This window comes from Kitasatospora sp. NPDC087271 (genome assembly GCF_044744605.1).
In the GTDB taxonomy this organism is placed as follows: Bacteria; Actinomycetota; Actinomycetes; order Streptomycetales; family Streptomycetaceae; genus Kitasatospora.
On record NZ_JBIUYQ010000011.1, the window covers coordinates 139,604 to 155,180 of the forward strand.

General features: G+C 72.9%; 19 protein-coding genes. 12 read left to right on the plus strand and 7 right to left on the minus strand.

Annotated features, from left to right (window positions below; translation table 11 throughout):
- Positions 1-69: 69 nt before the first annotated feature.
- The 6 genes from ACIO9K_RS20270 to ACIO9K_RS20295 all read left to right on the plus strand — a co-directional run bounded on the left by ACIO9K_RS20270 (position 70) and on the right by ACIO9K_RS20295 (position 5,407).
- Positions 70-432 (plus strand): ATP-binding protein, encoded by a 363-nt coding sequence (locus ACIO9K_RS20270; protein WP_400331552.1) that lies wholly within the window; start codon positions 70-72, stop codon positions 430-432.
- Positions 429-686, plus strand: a complete 258-nt coding sequence (locus ACIO9K_RS20275) for a hypothetical protein (protein WP_400331555.1) — start codon at positions 429-431, stop codon at positions 684-686. The genes ACIO9K_RS20270 and ACIO9K_RS20275 overlap by 4 nt, the downstream gene beginning before the upstream one ends.
- A 178-nt stretch (positions 687-864) precedes the next feature.
- Complete coding sequence (locus ACIO9K_RS20280; protein WP_400331558.1) at positions 865-1,713, plus strand: helix-turn-helix domain-containing protein; 849 nt, start codon at positions 865-867, stop codon at positions 1,711-1,713.
- A 254-nt stretch (positions 1,714-1,967) separates the two neighbouring features.
- A complete protein-coding gene (locus tag ACIO9K_RS20285; protein WP_400331561.1) occupies positions 1,968-3,098 on the plus strand; it encodes a methyltransferase domain-containing protein in 1,131 nt (376 codons plus the stop codon).
- 177 nt (positions 3,099-3,275) lie between these two features.
- Positions 3,276-4,439 carry a PQQ-binding-like beta-propeller repeat protein gene (locus ACIO9K_RS20290; RefSeq protein ID WP_400331564.1) on the plus strand — a complete coding sequence of 388 codons (1,164 nt, stop codon included), beginning with the start codon at positions 3,276-3,278 and terminating at the stop codon, positions 4,437-4,439.
- A gap of 137 nt (positions 4,440-4,576) precedes the next feature.
- Positions 4,577-5,407, plus strand: a complete 831-nt coding sequence (locus ACIO9K_RS20295; RefSeq protein ID WP_363620030.1) for a putative adhesin — start codon at positions 4,577-4,579, stop codon at positions 5,405-5,407.
- Positions 5,408-5,500: 93 nt separating this feature from the next.
- Here the strand turns inward: ACIO9K_RS20295 and ACIO9K_RS20300 are convergent, their stop codons facing one another.
- Entirely contained in the window at positions 5,501-6,490 is a 990-nt protein-coding gene (locus ACIO9K_RS20300) for a zinc-binding alcohol dehydrogenase family protein (protein ID WP_400331567.1), read from the minus strand.
- A gap of 153 nt (positions 6,491-6,643) precedes the next feature.
- Here ACIO9K_RS20300 and ACIO9K_RS20305 point away from each other — a divergent pair, with 153 nt between their 5' ends.
- On the plus strand, positions 6,644-7,057 hold the full coding sequence (locus ACIO9K_RS20305; RefSeq protein ID WP_400331570.1) for an ArsR/SmtB family transcription factor: 414 nt from the start codon (positions 6,644-6,646) through the stop codon (positions 7,055-7,057).
- A gap of 30 nt (positions 7,058-7,087) precedes the next feature.
- Here the strand turns inward: ACIO9K_RS20305 and ACIO9K_RS20310 are convergent, their stop codons facing one another.
- Entirely contained in the window at positions 7,088-7,855 is a 768-nt protein-coding gene (locus ACIO9K_RS20310; RefSeq protein ID WP_400331573.1) for a CDP-alcohol phosphatidyltransferase family protein, read from the minus strand.
- Positions 7,856-8,110: 255 nt separating this feature from the next.
- Between ACIO9K_RS20310 and ACIO9K_RS20315 the strand changes: the two genes are divergently transcribed.
- Together ACIO9K_RS20315 and ACIO9K_RS20320 are read left to right on the plus strand one after the other, a co-directional pair.
- Positions 8,111-8,686 carry an NUDIX hydrolase gene (locus tag ACIO9K_RS20315; RefSeq protein ID WP_400331576.1) on the plus strand — a complete coding sequence of 192 codons (576 nt, stop codon included), beginning with the start codon at positions 8,111-8,113 and terminating at the stop codon, positions 8,684-8,686.
- 29 nt (positions 8,687-8,715) lie between these two features.
- Positions 8,716-9,402 carry an HAD family hydrolase gene (locus ACIO9K_RS20320; protein ID WP_400331579.1) on the plus strand — a complete coding sequence of 229 codons (687 nt, stop codon included), beginning with the start codon at positions 8,716-8,718 and terminating at the stop codon, positions 9,400-9,402.
- A gap of 46 nt (positions 9,403-9,448) precedes the next feature.
- On the opposite strand, the gene ACIO9K_RS20325 is transcribed toward ACIO9K_RS20320, so the two are convergent.
- Positions 9,449-10,141, minus strand: coding sequence for a YidC/Oxa1 family membrane protein insertase (locus ACIO9K_RS20325; protein WP_363620021.1), 693 nt, complete (start codon positions 10,139-10,141; stop codon positions 9,449-9,451).
- 81 nt (positions 10,142-10,222) lie between these two features.
- Positions 10,223-10,516 (minus strand): DUF6412 domain-containing protein, encoded by a 294-nt coding sequence (locus ACIO9K_RS20330; protein ID WP_063349248.1) that lies wholly within the window; start codon positions 10,514-10,516, stop codon positions 10,223-10,225.
- Between the two features lie 244 nt (positions 10,517-10,760).
- On the opposite strand from ACIO9K_RS20330, the gene ACIO9K_RS20335 reads away from it, so the two are divergent.
- Together ACIO9K_RS20335 and ACIO9K_RS20340 are read left to right on the plus strand one after the other, a co-directional pair.
- On the plus strand, positions 10,761-11,045 hold the full coding sequence (locus ACIO9K_RS20335; RefSeq protein ID WP_063349249.1) for a type II toxin-antitoxin system Phd/YefM family antitoxin: 285 nt from the start codon (positions 10,761-10,763) through the stop codon (positions 11,043-11,045).
- Positions 11,038-11,460 carry a type II toxin-antitoxin system VapC family toxin gene (locus ACIO9K_RS20340; protein ID WP_400331584.1) on the plus strand — a complete coding sequence of 141 codons (423 nt, stop codon included), beginning with the start codon at positions 11,038-11,040 and terminating at the stop codon, positions 11,458-11,460. The genes ACIO9K_RS20335 and ACIO9K_RS20340 overlap by 8 nt, the downstream gene beginning before the upstream one ends.
- Positions 11,461-11,600: 140 nt before the next feature.
- Here ACIO9K_RS20340 and ACIO9K_RS20345 read toward each other — a convergent pair whose 3' ends face one another.
- The 3 genes from ACIO9K_RS20345 to ACIO9K_RS20355 form a co-directional block, all read right to left on the minus strand.
- Positions 11,601-12,689, minus strand: coding sequence for a Gfo/Idh/MocA family oxidoreductase (locus ACIO9K_RS20345; RefSeq protein ID WP_400331587.1), 1,089 nt, complete (start codon positions 12,687-12,689; stop codon positions 11,601-11,603).
- A 135-nt stretch (positions 12,690-12,824) separates the two neighbouring features.
- Positions 12,825-13,676 carry a hypothetical protein gene (locus ACIO9K_RS20350; RefSeq protein ID WP_363620018.1) on the minus strand — a complete coding sequence of 284 codons (852 nt, stop codon included), beginning with the start codon at positions 13,674-13,676 and terminating at the stop codon, positions 12,825-12,827.
- Positions 13,677-13,851: 175 nt separating this feature from the next.
- Positions 13,852-14,217, minus strand: coding sequence for a hypothetical protein (locus ACIO9K_RS20355; RefSeq protein WP_400331590.1), 366 nt, complete (start codon positions 14,215-14,217; stop codon positions 13,852-13,854).
- 516 nt (positions 14,218-14,733) lie between these two features.
- Between ACIO9K_RS20355 and ACIO9K_RS20360 the strand changes: the two genes are divergently transcribed.
- Entirely contained in the window at positions 14,734-15,513 is a 780-nt protein-coding gene (locus ACIO9K_RS20360) for an HAD-IIA family hydrolase (protein ID WP_063349252.1), read from the plus strand.
- Positions 15,514-15,577: the final 64 nt, after the last annotated feature.

Sequence of the window (15,577 nt, forward strand, 5' to 3'; positions counted from 1 at the left end):
GCACCGATCACCGAGATGGGCGTCATTGTCCCGCTCGGCATTTCCCCTTCACCTCTCCGGGAGATCCCTGTGCGTAACCTCAACTCCCCCTCCCTCACCCTCGCTCGCGACACCCTCCGCGACGGCATGACCCGCGTCGGCTGGTCGCCCTCCGCCATCGCGGACGCCGAGCTCGCCCTCGTCGAACTGATCGTCAACGCCTGGCGTCACGGCGAGACGACCTCCCCCGTCGTCCTCATCCACTTCCTCTCCAACACCCTCCGCGTCACCGTCGCGGACCGCTCCGCCACCCTCCCCGAGCAGCGAACGCCCTGCCCGCTCGCCGAGTCCGGCCGGGGCCTCCAGCTGGTCGCCGGCCTCACCCACCGCTGGGGCGTCGACCCCCTGAAGCTGGGCAAAATCGTTTGGTTCGAGCTGGACGGTGTCGCGTGATCGCCCACCACCCCATCCACCCGGCCGATCCGGCGCTGCGCCACCTCACGGCCCGCCAGATCACCGGACTCATCGTCGAACTCCGGATCGAGGGCCGCGAGTTCGGACTCCTCTGGCCCTCCGCCCAGCCCGGCGAGACCAACCTCGACGGCCGCGCCCTCGTCTCCCTCGGCAACATCCCGGCCAGCACCCTCATCAACCTCCTCGCCCTCCTCCGCGAGTACAAGCGCGAGCGGGACCGCCGCCGATGCTAGGCCTCCTGACCTTCAACCTCCTGGCCTCCCTCCTCGGCGCCCTCTGTGAAACCCGCGCCCGTCACCTCCAGGGCCGCGAGGACACCCGCGCAGTGCTTTCCTCATGCCAAGCCTGCTATACCGCAAGGCACTTCGCGGTTCCGATGTGCGAGTTCAGTCGGCAGGTAGCCTCCGGGTGGTGAGTACCGATTTTCAGCAGGCCCGGCTGTCCCTCGGTGTTCGGCTACGGGAGTTGCGCACCGAGGCTGGCGTGAACGGCCGCGACCTCGCCGGACGACTGGGCTGGTCGGCGTCGAAGATTTCGAAGCTGGAGAACGGCAAGCAGACGGCCACTCCCGCGGATCTTCAGGCGTGGGCCGAAGCGTTGGGGCGTCCGGAGGCCGCTGTCGAGTTGAAAGGCAGGCTGCAAGGCCTGGAGTCCCGCTATCGGGGATGGAAGCGGGTGCTGGCCGGCGGGCACCGGGTGCGCGAGGAAGCCGGAGTCAGGCACGGCCGGGGGACGGCGGTGACCATCGGCTACGAACCTGCCATCATCCCGGACATTTTCCAGATCGCGGAATACGCCCGCCACGTCCTGACTCACGCAACCGATCTGGATGACGGGCCACGTGACATCGAGGAAGGAGTATGTGCCCGGCTGAAGCGTCAGGAGTCCCTCTACCAGCGAGGGAAGCGCTTCCGCTTCATCATGTCCGAGGCCGCACTGTACGTGCAGATCTGTCCGCCCGACATCCTGGCTGCCCAACTCGACCGACTGGGCGGCCTGCTGGGGCTCGGCACGGTTGAGGTGGGAATCGTTCCGCTCGGGGCTCCGGTGGCAGTCATTCCCAAGCACGGTTTCTGGATCTACGACGACAGGCTCGCGATCGTCGAGACGTGGAACGCCGAGCTGCGGCTCGACGAACCCGCCGACATCGCGCTGTACCGGAAGGTCTGGGGAAAGCTGCACGATGCTGCGGTGTACGGCCCTACGGCACACCGGCTGATCGCCCGCGCGCGCTCGACGCTGGCACTGGCAGCCACCTGAGAAACCTGCGGAAGCCTCGCCGCGCATAGGAGAAATGCGGAGAAATGCGGCTCACACCGGCATGGTTGGGCCTCTACCGTGTCGGACAGGACCTTGCCGGCACCCGAGTGACCGGCACCGATCGAGAGGAGCCGGAATGGGCGAGCACGGAGACGGCAAGGGTGGCGAGGACGGGGACAAGAAGCAGTCCCCGAAGGAGTCCGACGGTCAGTGGACCAAGCCCGTGAAGCCGCCGAAGAAGTGAGCGCCAACTGATGGACGAATACGCACAGTTGCTGACCCGGCTGGAATCGGCGGGGGCGCTGGGCGAGGGGTGGCGGGGCGCGTTCGAGCGTGCCCCGCGCTCTTCCTTCGTCCCGGACTCCGTCTGGGCGCCGGACGGCGACAGCCCGACCGGCTACGGCCGGATCACCCGGGCCGACCACCCGGACACCTGGTGGGCGCTGGTGAACGCCGACGAGGTGGTGGTCACCCAGATCGATGACGGCCTCGATACCGGGCCGGGCATCGCCACCTCCTCGGCCTCCATGCCGTCCCTCGTCGCGAGGATGCTCCGGCACCTGGACGTGGTCGACGGGAACACCGTGCTCGACATCGGCACCGGCACCGGATGGACGAGCGCGCTCCTCTCCGCCAGGCTCGGCGACGCCCACGTGACCACCGTCGAGGTCGATCGAGCGGTCGCTGCCGCAGCGGCCCGACGACTCGCCGCAGCGGGCTTCCACCCCAGTTGCTCGACCGGCGACGGCCTCGAAGGCCAGTCCCTCCGGGCGCCTTACGATCGCGTCCATTCCACGGCGGCGGTTCGCCGACTGCCGCGTGCCTGGCTCGCACAGACCCGCCCCGGCGGCGTGATCGTCACCCCCTGGGGCACGCCCTACGCCAACGCGGGACTCCTGCGCGTGGTGGTCGGTGACCCGGGGGCGCCCTCCCACGGCAGGTTCGTGGACAACGTGAGCTTCATGTGGGTTCGCAGCCAGCGCCCCCACCCGGTGACCGAACCGACCGACCGGCCGATCCACCGGGGTTCGTCGCCGATCGACCCGGAGCTGGCGCTGGAGAACGTGGACGTGGCGTTCGCCACCGGCCTCCGGGTGCCCGGCGTTCGGTATCAACACACCTGGGACGACACGGACCCCGGCGGCACCTATCGCATGCGACTCTCCGACGGCGCCGGCTCCTGGGCGTCCGTCCGCCACCACGACTGGGGCGCCGCCGACGCAGTCCAGCAGGCCGGGCCCCGCCGCCTGTGGGACGAGATCGTCCGCGCCCGCCGACGATGGCTCGCCGACGGCGAACCGGACCTCACCCGCTTCGGCATCACGATGACGCCGACCGGCGAACAGCACGTGTGGCTCGACGAGCCCGGCAACCTGATCGGATGACCCAGCCGCGAACCCCCAGGCACCTGACCTGAGCCCCCGCGCAGGAAGTCGGCCGGGCCGACTTCCTGCGCGGGGCCTTCAGAATCCCGGCCGCATCCTGGCCGTCCTTTTCGGCGCCTTCTGTGAAGCTCGCTCGCGCGGTGGAACCGGTGGCAGGTGCAGACGGTCACCTTCGGTGTGACCTCGAACGAATCGCAGACCGATCCCGTCCGCCCCCACGTCAGCCGCAGGCGCATGCTGTTGGGCGTCGCCGGCGTGGCGGCGGCCGCCGTCACCGTGGGGGGCGTCGGCTGGTGGGCGCGGCGGGACGCCGACACCGGCCACCGCGTCTGGAGCCGGACCGGTACCGGCAGCCGGGTCGCCCTGTCGGCCACCCCGCAGCCCGACCTCTACGTCGCGGACTTCGACGGCACGGTCAGGGCCCTCGACCTGCGGACCGGCACCCCGCGCTGGAGTGCCGAGGTCGCCTCGCGCAACCCCGCCGACAGTAACTTCGGCTGGCCGATCGCCGCAGGTGACGGACTGGTCTGCGTGACCACCGACTCCCACGTCCACGCCCTGGACGCCGCGTCCGGGGCCGTCCGGTGGGCCGTGCCCGCGCCGGGGGGCTACCTGTCCGGATGGACGGACGGCCCCATCGTCGGCGGGGACGTGTTCGCGAGCTACGACGGCCGCGTCCACTCCTACGACGCGGCCACCGGCGAAGCCCGGTGGAGCAGTCCGCTGGAGGCCGCCTGCGTACCGGCGGTCGCGGGCGGCACCGTGTACCTCGCCGCCCCCGCCGGTGGGATCTCCGCCCTCGACGCGAAGACCTGTGAGCGGCGCTGGGAGCAACCCGCCGTCGGCAAGCTCGTCGACCGGCCCGTGGTCCACGAGGGCGTCCTCTACCTGTCGGCTTCCGCCGGCGCCGCCTCGACCGTCTCGGCCTCGACCGTCTCCGCCCTGGACGCGGCGACCGGCCGGGTGCTCTGGCAGCGTGACGACCTCGGCCACCCCGGTGTCCAGCCCGCCCCGGTCGCCGACGGGACGCTCTGCCTCCTCGACAACGACCGGGTCGTCGCCGTGGACGCGGGTACGGGCCGCAGCCGGTGGACCTCCTCGGTGCCGGACGGCCTGGGCCGGGGCATGAGCACCATGGCCGTCGCCGACGGCCGGGTCTACGTGGCGCTGAACGACGGTCGGCTGCACGCCCTCGACCTCGCCACCGGCCGGCTTCAATGGCAGGACGATCCGGCCAAGTTCGGCACCGAGTACACCGGGCTCTCGCTGACGGCCTTCGGCGGCGTCGCCTACCGCGGCAGCCGGGCCGGCCTCTACGCGGCGGGCATACCCGCGGCCTGACCTCCGCGCGAGGTCTCGGCGCGGCAGGGCACCGCGCGGTGCGCCTTCAGGCAGCGGGCACTGCCCGTACGGACCTGGCGCCCGGGTCGACGTCACCGATATCCAGGAGAGTGAGCTTTCGAGTCGAGAGGGGGACGATGCACGCCCACGACAGGACCAAGGCTGCCGCCGCCGGCAAGGCCCGCACGCCGGTCCGTACTTCGGAGCCGGCGACCCGGAACCCGAACCGGGCGCAGGCCGCCGCCCAGTCGCTGCTCGGCCTCCAGAGCACCCACGGCAACGCGGCCGTCGTGCAGATGCTCCGCGCGACCGGGATCCAGCGCGCGTCCGACCAGAACCGGCCCATGATCAATCACCAGAACCCGGACGACGACTGGGAGGCCGACAACACCGCGCCCGCGCGTACGGACGGTCTCGTCCTCAGCGGTCACGGCGCCTGGGAGGCCGCGAACGGCAGCTTCCGGGTGCCCGCGGGGACGAGGGTGCACTTCTACACGCAGCACGGGATGGTCCTCCCCGATGACCTGGGCGGGCAGGTGGAGAACGGCGCCAACCGGGGTGGCAGCGTGGAACAGGGGCAAGAGCGTGGCGCCGCGCGCACCGTGGTGGGCGGGCGGAGCCTGCAGAACTACACCATCTCCTACCCCAGCGGCCTCACCATCCGGGGAAACCCGGCGATCGCCAGCCCGGTGGGCGGCGGGTACGACGTCGAACTCGATCCGGGGACGCCGGCCGCAACCGTCATCAACGTCGCCACGCTGACCGACCCCCAACTCGCGGGCCGCTCGATCGTCTTCGACGGCGACGTGCTGCTGAGCGACATCCTGCGGCCCGGCATGGGCGACGTGCACTTCGCGGCCTGCCGCTTCGTCGAGACCAACAGGCCCGGGACGCGCAACCAGGGCCGTCCTCAGGGCTACAACGGTCCCGGCGACCCCGGCGAGGCCGGTGGCCTCTACAACCCCTGATCCGCCCGGCCTCCAACGCTCCGCGCTCTGTGCTCTGCGCAGGAAGTCGGCCCGCCCGACTTCCTGCGCAAGGGGCGCAGCCCCGAGCGGGGCTCAACCGGCCACGCGCACCACGTACTTGCCGGTGGCCCGACCCTCCGCCATCGCGTCGTGCGCGGCGGGGACGGCGGCCAGGCCGGGGACTTCGGTGACCGGCAGCGTGAGGTCACCGGAGGCGAGCAGGTCGAGGACCGTGCGGATGGCGCGGGCGAGTCGTTCGGGGGCGGTGGCGGCCAGGGCGCGGTGGCTGAAGCCGGTGACGGTGAGGTTCCCGGCCATCAGGCGGCCGAGCGGCGGCAGGTCGGCGACGGCGCCGCCGCCCGCGTTGCCGAAGAGGACGATCCGGCCGCCGGGTGCGGTGAGTTCGAGGTCGAGCTCCAGGGCCTCGGTGCCCAGCGGGTCCAGCACGAGGTCGACGCCCCGGCCCCCGGTCGCGGCCCGGACGGCCTCGGGCAGCGCCTCGTCGCGGGCGAAGGCGTGGTGGTAGCCGGAGGCGACGGCGGACGCCGCCTTCTCCGGGCGGCCCACCGTGCCGATCAGCCGACCGCCGCCCCCGATCAGCGGGACCAGTTGGGCGACGGCATGGCCGATCCCGCCGCCGGCCGAGTGCACCAGGACGGTGTCCCCGGCGGTGAGCCGGCCGGCATCGGTGAGCAGCAGCACGGCGGTGGCCAGGCCCAGCGGGGCGGCGGCGGCCTCGCGCAGCGCCAGCCCGTCCGGGACGGGCACGGTGAGCGCGGCCTCGGCGAGCACCACCTCGGCCAGGCCGCCGCCGACGGGCGCGGCCGCCACCCGGTCGCCCACCGCCAGTCCGGTGACGCCCTCGCCGACCGCCCGGACGGTGCCGGCCACCTCCTTGCCCGGCCGGTACGGCCAGGCGGTGACGTAGCCGGCGTCGCCCCGGCGGCCCATCACGTCGACGAAGTTCAGCCCGGCGTAGGCGACGTCGACCGCCACCTGGCCGGGGCCGGGGCTCGGGGCCTCGACCTCCCGGATCTCCGTGTGCTCGGCCCCACCGGGTGCGGTCATCACCAGTGCGCGCATGTCGGTCCCCCTCGACTACGATGTTCGACGAACGGCGAAATTGACGTGAGGCAGTGGTACCACGCAGTTTCGATGATTGTCGAACATTGCAGATCAAGCGCATATCAAGCGCGGATCAAGCGCGGATCAACCGCAGATCAGGGAGGTCGGATCATGCCCCGCAGCACCCGGCGCCGACCGGCGCTCGCCCACCCCGCGACCGAGGAGATCGACCTGCTCGACGTCCTGCACGCGCTCTCCGACCCCACCCGGATGACTATCGTGCGCATCCTGCGCGCCGAACCCGAGCGGGCCTGCGGCACCTTCCCGGTGGACGTCGCCCCCTCCACCCTCAGCCACCACTTCAAGGTGCTGCGCGAGTCCGGCCTGATCCGCCAGCGCGAGGAGGCCAACCGCAAGTTCTCCGCCCTGCGCGCCGTCGACCTGGAGCAGCGCTTCCCCGGCCTCCTCGACACCATCCTCGCCGCCCACACGCGGGCCGAAGCCGACGCACAGGCCGAAGCTGACGTACAGGCTGAGGCCGACGCGCGGGCCGAGCCCCACGCGCGGGCCGAAGCCCGCGCGTAGGCGGCCGCTCGCGCGTGGTGGCGCAGCCCGTCAGCGCAGGCGCGAGGAGGACAGGATCGACGCCAGGTGCGCCACCACCATGCCCCAGGTGATCACCGCGATCCCCGCGACCGTCGCCCGCGTCGCGTCCAGGTTGCCGAGCACCGCGTCCACCACGGCCGCCGCCAGCAGCACCAGGGAGGCCTCGATGCCGTTCGTCACCCGGTGGATCTTGAACACCGAGGCGAGCCGGCGCGCGGTCGCGATGCCCTGCGAGCGCGGCTGGGTGGACTCCTCGTCCGCCGGGGCCTGTCCGCTGCGGGCCCGGGCCACGTCCACCAGGTCCGTCGAGGCCTTGAGCAGCACCACGCCCAGCGCGGCCGCCAGGCCCACCGACACCCACAGCTCCGACCCGCCCCGGGCCGCCCGCACGCCCGCGCCGATCATCAGCGCCGCGTCCGCCAGATAGGCGCCGAGCCGGTCCACGTAGACCCCGGCCATGCTGAACTGGCGCTTCCAGCGCGCCACTTCGCCGTCGACGCAGTCGAAGAGCAGGAACAGCTGGAACAGCACCGCCGCCAGCACGGCGCCGGTCAGGCCGGGGATCAGCAGGGCCGCCCCGCCGCCGACCCCGCAGACCACCATCACCCAGGTGAGGGTGTTCGGTGACACCGAGGTGCGTACCAACTGCCGGGTCGTGCGCAGCGAGATGCGGCGCATGTACAGCCGTCCCGCCCAGTGCTCACCGTTGCGGCTCTGCAGCTTGGCCTGCGGCTGGCACACCTCGCGCAAGTCCGCGAGCGCCGGAGCAGCCACCATGACGACATCCCTCCACCTGTCCCGAAACGATCACCACAGGCTACGGCCTCCCGGACGCCGCCCCGACCGGCCCCTCGTCGCCGTCCGGAGGCGGGGGAGCCGCCTGCCGGGCGGCCCCGGGAGGAAAACCGGTGGGCCGCCGGAGGGCCCCGGGGCTAGGCTTCGCGGGTTCGTCGGAACCGGAAGCCCCGGCCCCGATCACCCGCCCCCGCAAGCCGGTTGACGTGGTCCGGAGCGCAATGAGGAGTGCTGATCATGGTGACCACGGGCGGCGCGGCGCACAGCCCGGGCCTGGCCGAACTCCTGGCCGAGCACCGGCCGCAGGGCCCGACGGAGACCGCCGACCACGAGCGCGTCCGCCACCTCACCGGGGCCGCCGACGCCTGGGACCGCGGGACGCCGCTGCACTTCACCGCCTCCGCGCTGATCGTCCACCCGCCGACCCGGCGCGTCCTCCTGCGCTGGCACGTGCGCCAGCAGGCCTGGCTCCAGGTCGGCGGCCACGGCGACCCGGGGGAGACCCTGCCGCTGGACATCGCGCTGCGCGAAGGCCTGGAGGAGACCGGACTCACCGACCTCACCCCGTGGCCCGACGCCGCCCTCGTCCACCTCGCCGTCGTGCCCGTCCCGGCCTCGCCCGTCGAACCGGCCCACGAACACGCCGACCTGCGCTTCCTGTTGGCCACCGCCACCCCGGAGCGGGCGCGGCCGGAGAACCCCGCCGCCCCGCTGGAGTGGCTCACCATCGCCGAGGCCCGGCAGCGGACCACCGAGGAGAACCTCCGCGAAACGCTCGACCGGGTCGGCCGCCTGCTCGACGCCCCCGCCTGACCTTTCGAACCCCGTTGGAGCGCACCCGGATGCACACCGACCAGACCCTCATCTTCGACGCCGACGACACGCTCTGGGAGAACAACGTCCTCTTCGAGCGCGTCATCGACGGCTTCCTGGACTGGGTCGCCACCCCGGCCGACCGCGAGCGCGCCAGGACCGTCCTCGACGAGATCGAAGCCGCCAACTCCGCCGCCCTCGGCTACGGTGCCGCCGTGTTCCGGCAGAGCCTCGCCGACTGCCTGCGGCGGCTGAACGGTGACCGCACCCCCACCCCGGCCGAAGAAGCCCGGATCGACGGCCTCCTCACTCCGCTCGGCAGCCGCGAGATCGAGCTGATCCCCGGCGTCGCCGACACCCTCGCCGACCTTGCCGGCCGCCACCACCTGCTGCTGCTCACCAAGGGTGACCTCGACGAGCAGCAGCGCAAGGTGACGGCCTCCACGATCGACCACCACTTCCGCGGCGTCCACATCGTGGCCGAGAAGTCGGCGGACACCTACCGGCGGCTCAGGGCCGAGCTCGGCCTCGACCCCGACCGGACCTGGATGATCGGCAACTCGCCCAAGTCCGACATCGCCCCGGCCCGCCAGGCCGGCCTGCGCACGGTCTTCATCCCGCACGAGCACACCTGGGTCCTGGAACACCAGGACCTCGGCCCCGACGAGGCGACCCTGCGACTGGCGGCCTTCTCCGAGTTGCTGCGGCACTTCTGACACGGACCGGCGGGGTCGCCGGGGTCGGCGGGGTCGGCGGCGGCGCTCACAGCGCGAGCACCGCCGCCGGCGCCGGTGCGCCGCCCCGGTGCAACCAGGCCCGCTCCGCGGCCGTCCACGTGCTCGTCGTCACCAGGTGGAGCGCGGCGGCCACCGGCACCAGCATCGCGAACAGCACCGACCCGAAGGACAGGTAAGGCAGCAGCCCCGCCCCCGGCTGAGGGGTCGGCTGCGCGGCCGCCGCCCGCCTGGCCCGGCGGAAGTTGACGTACCCGACCGCCGCCAGCCCGGCGTACAGCAGGCCGAACACCGCCAACTGCCCGGCACCGTGCGCGCTCCCGACGTGCAGGCCGAGCGGCACACCGAACAGGGTGTGGTCCAGCAGGCCGTTCGGGGTGGTGAACAGGCGGTACATCACCGAGAAGAACGGAATCTGCACCAGCATCGGCAGGCACCCCGCGAACGGCGAGGCCCGCTCCTCCCGGTACAGCTCGGCGAGCGCCTCCCGCAGCTTCTCCGGGCGGTCCTTGAACCGCCGGTTCACCTCGGCGACCTTCGGCGCCAGCCGCGCCCGCGACTTCTCCCCCCGCGCCGCCGCGCGCGCGAAGGGATGCAACGCCAGCCGGACGGCGACGGTGAACAGGACGATCGCCAGCGCGGTCGGCAGTACCTGGGCCAGCGCGGCGACGGCGGCATGGGCGACGGCGACGGCCGGGTCGAGAACAGCGAGAACGGACATGGTGGAGCGAGCCCTCCGGGGGTCTCGGAAAACGAGTGGTCGACGGAGGACGGCCGCGTGGAACGGCGGAAGACGACGAAGCTACGCGGCCGCCGGGGCCGCACCCGGCGCCCTCGGGCGTCGCCTGCCCCGGGCATCGGGATCGCGCTGCGGCAGGAAGGCCGTACGGAACGCGCGCCGCCGCAACACCCCGCTGCGCACCGCCGTCGGCGCCCGCGCCCCCAGCAGCCGCGCCCCCGCCAGCGTGCCCGCGACCGCACCGGCCAGCAGCGCCACGGCGGCGACCGCCGCCACCGACGCGACCGTCCCGCCCTCGGTCACCAGCTCCCCGGTCAGCACCCGGAGCAGCCCGAGCAGCATCGCGACGACGGTCATGCGCTGCTCCTCCTTCGGCGTGACGGACCTGGGGCTGCACGGACTTCGCGGCCCTCGGGCTTCGGGCCCACGGACTTCTGGCCCCACGGACTCGGGGCCGGACTTCAGACGTTCAGGACGATCGCCGAGCCCGCCGAGTTCCCGCCCGGCGCGGAATTCCCGTGGCGCACCCGGCGCGCCGAGGTGCTTCGCGAGGCGGTGCAGGGGCGTAGCCGCAGGTGCTACACGGGGCTACCGTGGAGGGATGAAGACGATTACCCAGCGGGAGTTCCGGAACAACTCCGCCGCGGTGATGGACGCGGTGGAGGCCGGGGAGACCTTCCACATCACCAGGAACGGGGTCGAGGTCGCGGAGCTGCGACCGGTGTCCGGACGGCGGCGGCTCACGGCGGAGGAGCTGGTGGCGCGGCACGTGAAGCTGCCGCGGGTGGACTACCAGCAGATGCGCAAGGAGGCCGAGGAGTACTTCGGGCCGGAGGAGTTGGTGGGCGACGAGGGCGACGACCCGTTCGAGCGGCGGCGTGGCTGAGCGCAGGCGGGCAGTCCGGCGGCGGCCGGCCGGGGTGCTCGACACCTGTGTCTACATCGATCTGGCCCTGCTCTCCCCGGCGAACCTGCCGGCCGTGCCGGAGCTGACCGCGATCACCTTCGCGGAGCTGCAACAAGGCGTGTCGATGGCCCGCGACGCGGTCAGCCGGGCGGCCCGGCTGGAGGTGCTGGGCGCGGCGATGGCCGACTTCGACCCGCTGCCGTTCGACGCGGCGGCGGCCGCCCGCTACGGCACGCTGGTGACCCTCACCATCGCCGCCGGGCGGCAGCCGCGCCCGCGCCGGATCGACCTGATGATCGCGGCCGTGGCCTCGGCCCACGGCCTGCCGCTGTACACCCGCAACGTCGCGGACTTCCGGGGCCTGGGTTCGGCGGTGGAGGTCATCGGGGTGTGACGGCCGCCGCTCGCCGGTGGAGCCGTGCTCTTCGCGCTCTTCGTGCCGCTGGCCTGCCGCCCCCGCCCCGCTGGCTGGTCATCTAAGCAGCTTAGAAGTGGAATCGGGGGATGGAAGGGGGTGGCAGGCCCGGCAGCCGCTCAGCCCAGGCGGACCGCGGTGCCCGTGGCGGCGGAGGCCCGGGCGGCCTCCAGGACGGCCAGGGTGGCCACCGCGTCGCGCGGGTCGACCGGGGGCGGGGTGCCCGGGGAGGCCAGGGCGGCGGCGATGCCCGCGTAGAAGGCGGGGTAGTCGCCCGGTTCGGTGGGCAGCGCGATCGAGGACTCGTCGGTGCCGAGGGTGCCGTACTGCGAGGGCTGGTCGGCACCCCACGGGCGGGCGCCGTCCGGTCGGTGCCCGGCCCGCAGCTCCGCCTCCTGCGGGTCCATGCCGGGCTTGACGTACCCGGCGGCGTCGCCGAGCACCCGCAGCCGGGGGCCGATCAGCGGGGTGATGGCGCTGGTCCACAGGTGCGAGCGGGTGCCGGAGGCGTGGGTGAGGGCGAGGAAGGCGTCGTCGTCGACGACCGCGCCGTCCCGGCGCACGTCGACCTCCGCGTACACCGTCTCCACCGGGCCGAACAGGGTCAGCGCCTGGTCCACCAGGTGGCTGCCCAGGTCGTACAGCGTGCCGCCGACCTCCGCCGGGTCGGCGAGCTCGCGCCAGCCGGGCTTGGGCTTCGGGCGGAACCGCTCGAAGCGGGACTCGAAGCGGTGCACCCGGCCGAGCGCGCCGCCCCGGACCAGCCGGGCGGCGGTCAGGAAGTCGCCGTCCCAGCGCCGGTTCTGGAACACGGAGAGCAGGGTGCCCCCGGCCTCGGCGAGCTGGCACAGCTGCAGCGCCTCGGCGGCGGTGCCGGCCAGCGGCTTGTCGACGACGGTGGCCAGCCCGGCGCGCAGGGCGGCGCGGGCGAGCGGCGCGTGGGTGCGGTTGGGCGAGGCGACGACGACGAGGTCGAGCGCGTCCGGGTCGGCGAGCAACTGCTCGGGGGTGTCGACGGCGCGGGCACCGGGGTGTTCGCGCCGCAACTGCTCGCGGCGCTCGGGGTTGGCGGTGACCACGGCGTCCAACCGCAGCCCCGGCGTGGTGGCGATGAGCGGGGCGTGGAAGGCGGAGCCGGCCAGGCCGTAGCCGATCAGGCCGACGCGGAACGGGCGGTCCGGAGAGGACGAGGGGGTCGAGGCGCTCATGCGCCCACTCAATCACGAGGCGCCCGGTTGCTCCCGGTTTCGCAGGGGCGGGGCCCGGGAGACGGGGCGGACGTCGGTTCGCGTCCTCGCTCGTCGGACGGCATGGGGGCGAGGCGTCTCAGGGCAGTTGACGGGTCAGCCGACGCAGCCGGGTACCGAGGGGGAGCTGCCGACGCAGTTGTCGGGGGTGTTTCCACTGACCGGTGTCGTGGTGAGTGTCATGGTGCCGTTCTGCCGGTAGATGCCGCCGGCCGTCATGACGGCATGGTTGGCGCTGATCCGGGTGCTGGTCAGCGTGGTGGCGGTGGAGTCGATGGCGGCGATGCCGCCGCCCTGGGATCCGGAGCTGTTGCCCGCGTCGATGAAACTGCTGGTGGTGGTGAGCGAGCCGCGTAGGCCGTTGTAGATCCCGCCGCCCTGGCCGGTGGCGCTGTTCCCGGCCACGGTGCTGTTCGTGAAGGTCGCCACCGCCCCCTTCTGGGGGGCGCCGACGTCCTCGTTGGCCAGGCCGCCGCCCCTGCCCTGGGCGGTGTTGCCGGTCAGGGCGCTGGCCGTGAGGGTCACCGCGCCGTAGTTGAGGATGCCGCCGCCGTCGGTGACGGTGGAGCCGTTGCTGAGGGTGACGTTGCCCTTGAGGGTGAGGCTGGCGCCCGCGGCCACCTTGACGATGCGGAAGCCGGCCGTACCGGCCGTCGTCGAGCGCGTGATGGTGTCGTTGTCACCGGTCAGGGTGATGGCGGTGGTGATGACCGGCAGCGCGTTCGCGCCGTCGGTGTCACTGCTGTGCGACGAGGCGATGGTGTAGACGCAGTCGGTCGCGAGGACGACGTTGCCCCCGCCGGCGCTGTTGGCGGCGTTGATCGCCGCGACCAGCGCCGTCTCGTTGCAGGCCACGGCCGCCTGTGCGGAGGTGGGGGCCAGTGCGGCCAGCACGGCGGTCAGGACGACGGAACCGGCGAGGACCGGAATGGTGCGGATGCGTCGCATGACGCTCCCTTCGGGTTGATGGAGACCCCCGTGTTCGTGGTGCCGTGCCAGCAGCAGCAGCAGCAGCAGCGGGCGCGGGCGCGCCCGGCTCGGCCCGCGCGAGCAGACCGGGCCAGGCCGTGGAGGCTTCGCGCCACGGCCTGGCCCGGCGGCCGAGCGATGCCGCGCGTCCGTCTCAGGTGGTGGGGACCGGCGGAACGGCGCAGGCCTTCACGGCGGCGGTGCTGGCGGTGGCGGCGGCTGCGGCCTCGGCGGCGGCGTTGGGTGGCACGGCTTGGGTCGCCGCGATGAAGGTCTTGAGGGCGGCGGCGGCCGACGCGGCGTCGGCCTGCGCCGCGGCTGCCGCGGTGGAGGCGTTGGCGGCGGCGACCGACGAGGAGACGGTGGCGGCCGCGCAGGCCACGGCGTCCCTGTGGGCCTGGCCGGTCGACGCCGAACTCGGTGTGTTCGTCGAGATGTTGGTGGCCCCGGCCGCAGCCGTGCCTCCGGCCAGCAAGGTGCCGATGGCAAGAGCTGCGACGGCTATGCGATGGATCTTCATGGGTCCCTGTCCTGGGAAGGATGGGCTCACGTGCCCGGCAGCACAGCCGAACACGGATGCCACGGTGACGGGAGCCGAACCGGCTCCCACCAGAACAAGAACACCGAGCGGCTCGCCTGTCCCTTCGACCATCGCGCCGACGTGCTGAACAGCCGGACCGGAACTGTCCGACTTCCTGTGCGACTTCGCTGGTCAGGAGCGCACGGGAAGGTCTGGTACGAACTGCTCGGTGGTCCCCTCATCGGCGTAGCGCGTTTGCGCGGAGGAACCCGCCCACCGGCCGGCTGCCTCCGTTCGCACCGCGGCCGTGCCTGGGCGGAAGTGGTGCACGCGGATGCGTTGCTGCCGGCGTGCCGTGGCCGTTCCCGTCCGGGGCCGCCCCGGTCGGCCCGAGGAGGCAGGCTCTAGGCTGGTGCGTGTTGGGGCAGCCAGTGGCGCCCGGCCGGCCGAGGGTGTCCGGTCCGGAGCGATGTGCGAAATCGTTCAGAACCGTTGCAAGACCAAGGAGACACCTACGTGGCAGACCGCAAGCCCATCGAGTCCTGGCTGACCGACATGGACGGCGTCCTCATCCACGAGGGCACGCCGATTCCCGGTGCGAAGGAGTTCCTGCGCAGGCTGCGGGAGTCCGGCAAGCCGTTCCTGGTCCTCACCAACAACTCCATCTACACCCCGCGCGACCTCAGCGCCCGCCTGGCCGGGATGGGCCTGGAGGTGCCGGAGGAGTGCATCTGGACCTCCGCCCTGGCCACCGCCAAATTCCTCAAGGGCCAGCGCCCGGGCGGCACCGCCTACGTGATCGGCGAGGCGGGGCTCACCACCGCGCTGTACCAGGCCGGTTACGTGCTGACCGACAACAACCCGGACTACGTCGTCCTCGGCGAGACCCGCACCTACAGCTTCGAGGCGCTCACCAAGGCGATCCGCCTGATCAACCAGGGCGCCCGGTTCATCTGCACCAACCCCGACGAGACCGGCCCGTCCCCCGAGGGCGTGCTGCCGGCCACCGGCTCGGTCGCGGCCCTGATCACCAAGGCGACCGGCGTCGAGCCGTACTTCGTCGGCAAGCCCAACCCGCTGATGATGCGCGAGGCGCTGAACACCGCCGGGGCCCACTCCGAGACCGCCGTGATGATCGGCGACCGGATGGACACCGACATCGTCGCGGGCATGGAGGCCGGCATGGAGACCATCCTGGTGCTCACCGGCCTGACCGCCGCCGCCGACGTCGAGCGCTTCCCGTACCGGCCGACCCGGGTGGTCAAGTCGATCGCGGACCTGGTCGAGCTGGTCTAGCCTCTGCGGTGCTGTCGTGGGCCCCGTTCCGGCCGGTCGCCGGAGCGGGGCCCGTTTCGTACCT

Bases quoted from the DNA above. Each gene is read 5' to 3' on its own strand.
- ACIO9K_RS20285 (WP_400331561.1), top strand. From the start codon at position 1,968: ATGGACGAATACGCACAGTTGCTGACCCGGCTGGAATCGGCGGGGGCG.
- ACIO9K_RS20295 (WP_363620030.1), top strand. From the start codon at position 4,577: ATGCACGCCCACGACAGGACCAAGGCTGCCGCCGCCGGCAAGGCCCGC.
- ACIO9K_RS20300 (WP_400331567.1), bottom strand. From the start codon at position 6,490: ATGCGCGCACTGGTGATGACCGCACCCGGTGGGGCCGAGCACACGGAG.
- ACIO9K_RS20305 (WP_400331570.1), top strand. From the start codon at position 6,644: ATGCCCCGCAGCACCCGGCGCCGACCGGCGCTCGCCCACCCCGCGACC.
- ACIO9K_RS20310 (WP_400331573.1), bottom strand. From the start codon at position 7,855: ATGGTGGCTGCTCCGGCGCTCGCGGACTTGCGCGAGGTGTGCCAGCCG.
- ACIO9K_RS20315 (WP_400331576.1), top strand. From the start codon at position 8,111: ATGGTGACCACGGGCGGCGCGGCGCACAGCCCGGGCCTGGCCGAACTC.
- ACIO9K_RS20320 (WP_400331579.1), top strand. From the start codon at position 8,716: ATGCACACCGACCAGACCCTCATCTTCGACGCCGACGACACGCTCTGG.
- ACIO9K_RS20325 (WP_363620021.1), bottom strand. From the start codon at position 10,141: ATGTCCGTTCTCGCTGTTCTCGACCCGGCCGTCGCCGTCGCCCATGCC.
- ACIO9K_RS20330 (WP_063349248.1), bottom strand. From the start codon at position 10,516: ATGACCGTCGTCGCGATGCTGCTCGGGCTGCTCCGGGTGCTGACCGGG.
- ACIO9K_RS20335 (WP_063349249.1), top strand. From the start codon at position 10,761: ATGAAGACGATTACCCAGCGGGAGTTCCGGAACAACTCCGCCGCGGTG.
- ACIO9K_RS20345 (WP_400331587.1), bottom strand. From the start codon at position 12,689: ATGAGCGCCTCGACCCCCTCGTCCTCTCCGGACCGCCCGTTCCGCGTC.
- ACIO9K_RS20350 (WP_363620018.1), bottom strand. From the start codon at position 13,676: ATGCGACGCATCCGCACCATTCCGGTCCTCGCCGGTTCCGTCGTCCTG.
- ACIO9K_RS20355 (WP_400331590.1), bottom strand. From the start codon at position 14,217: ATGAAGATCCATCGCATAGCCGTCGCAGCTCTTGCCATCGGCACCTTG.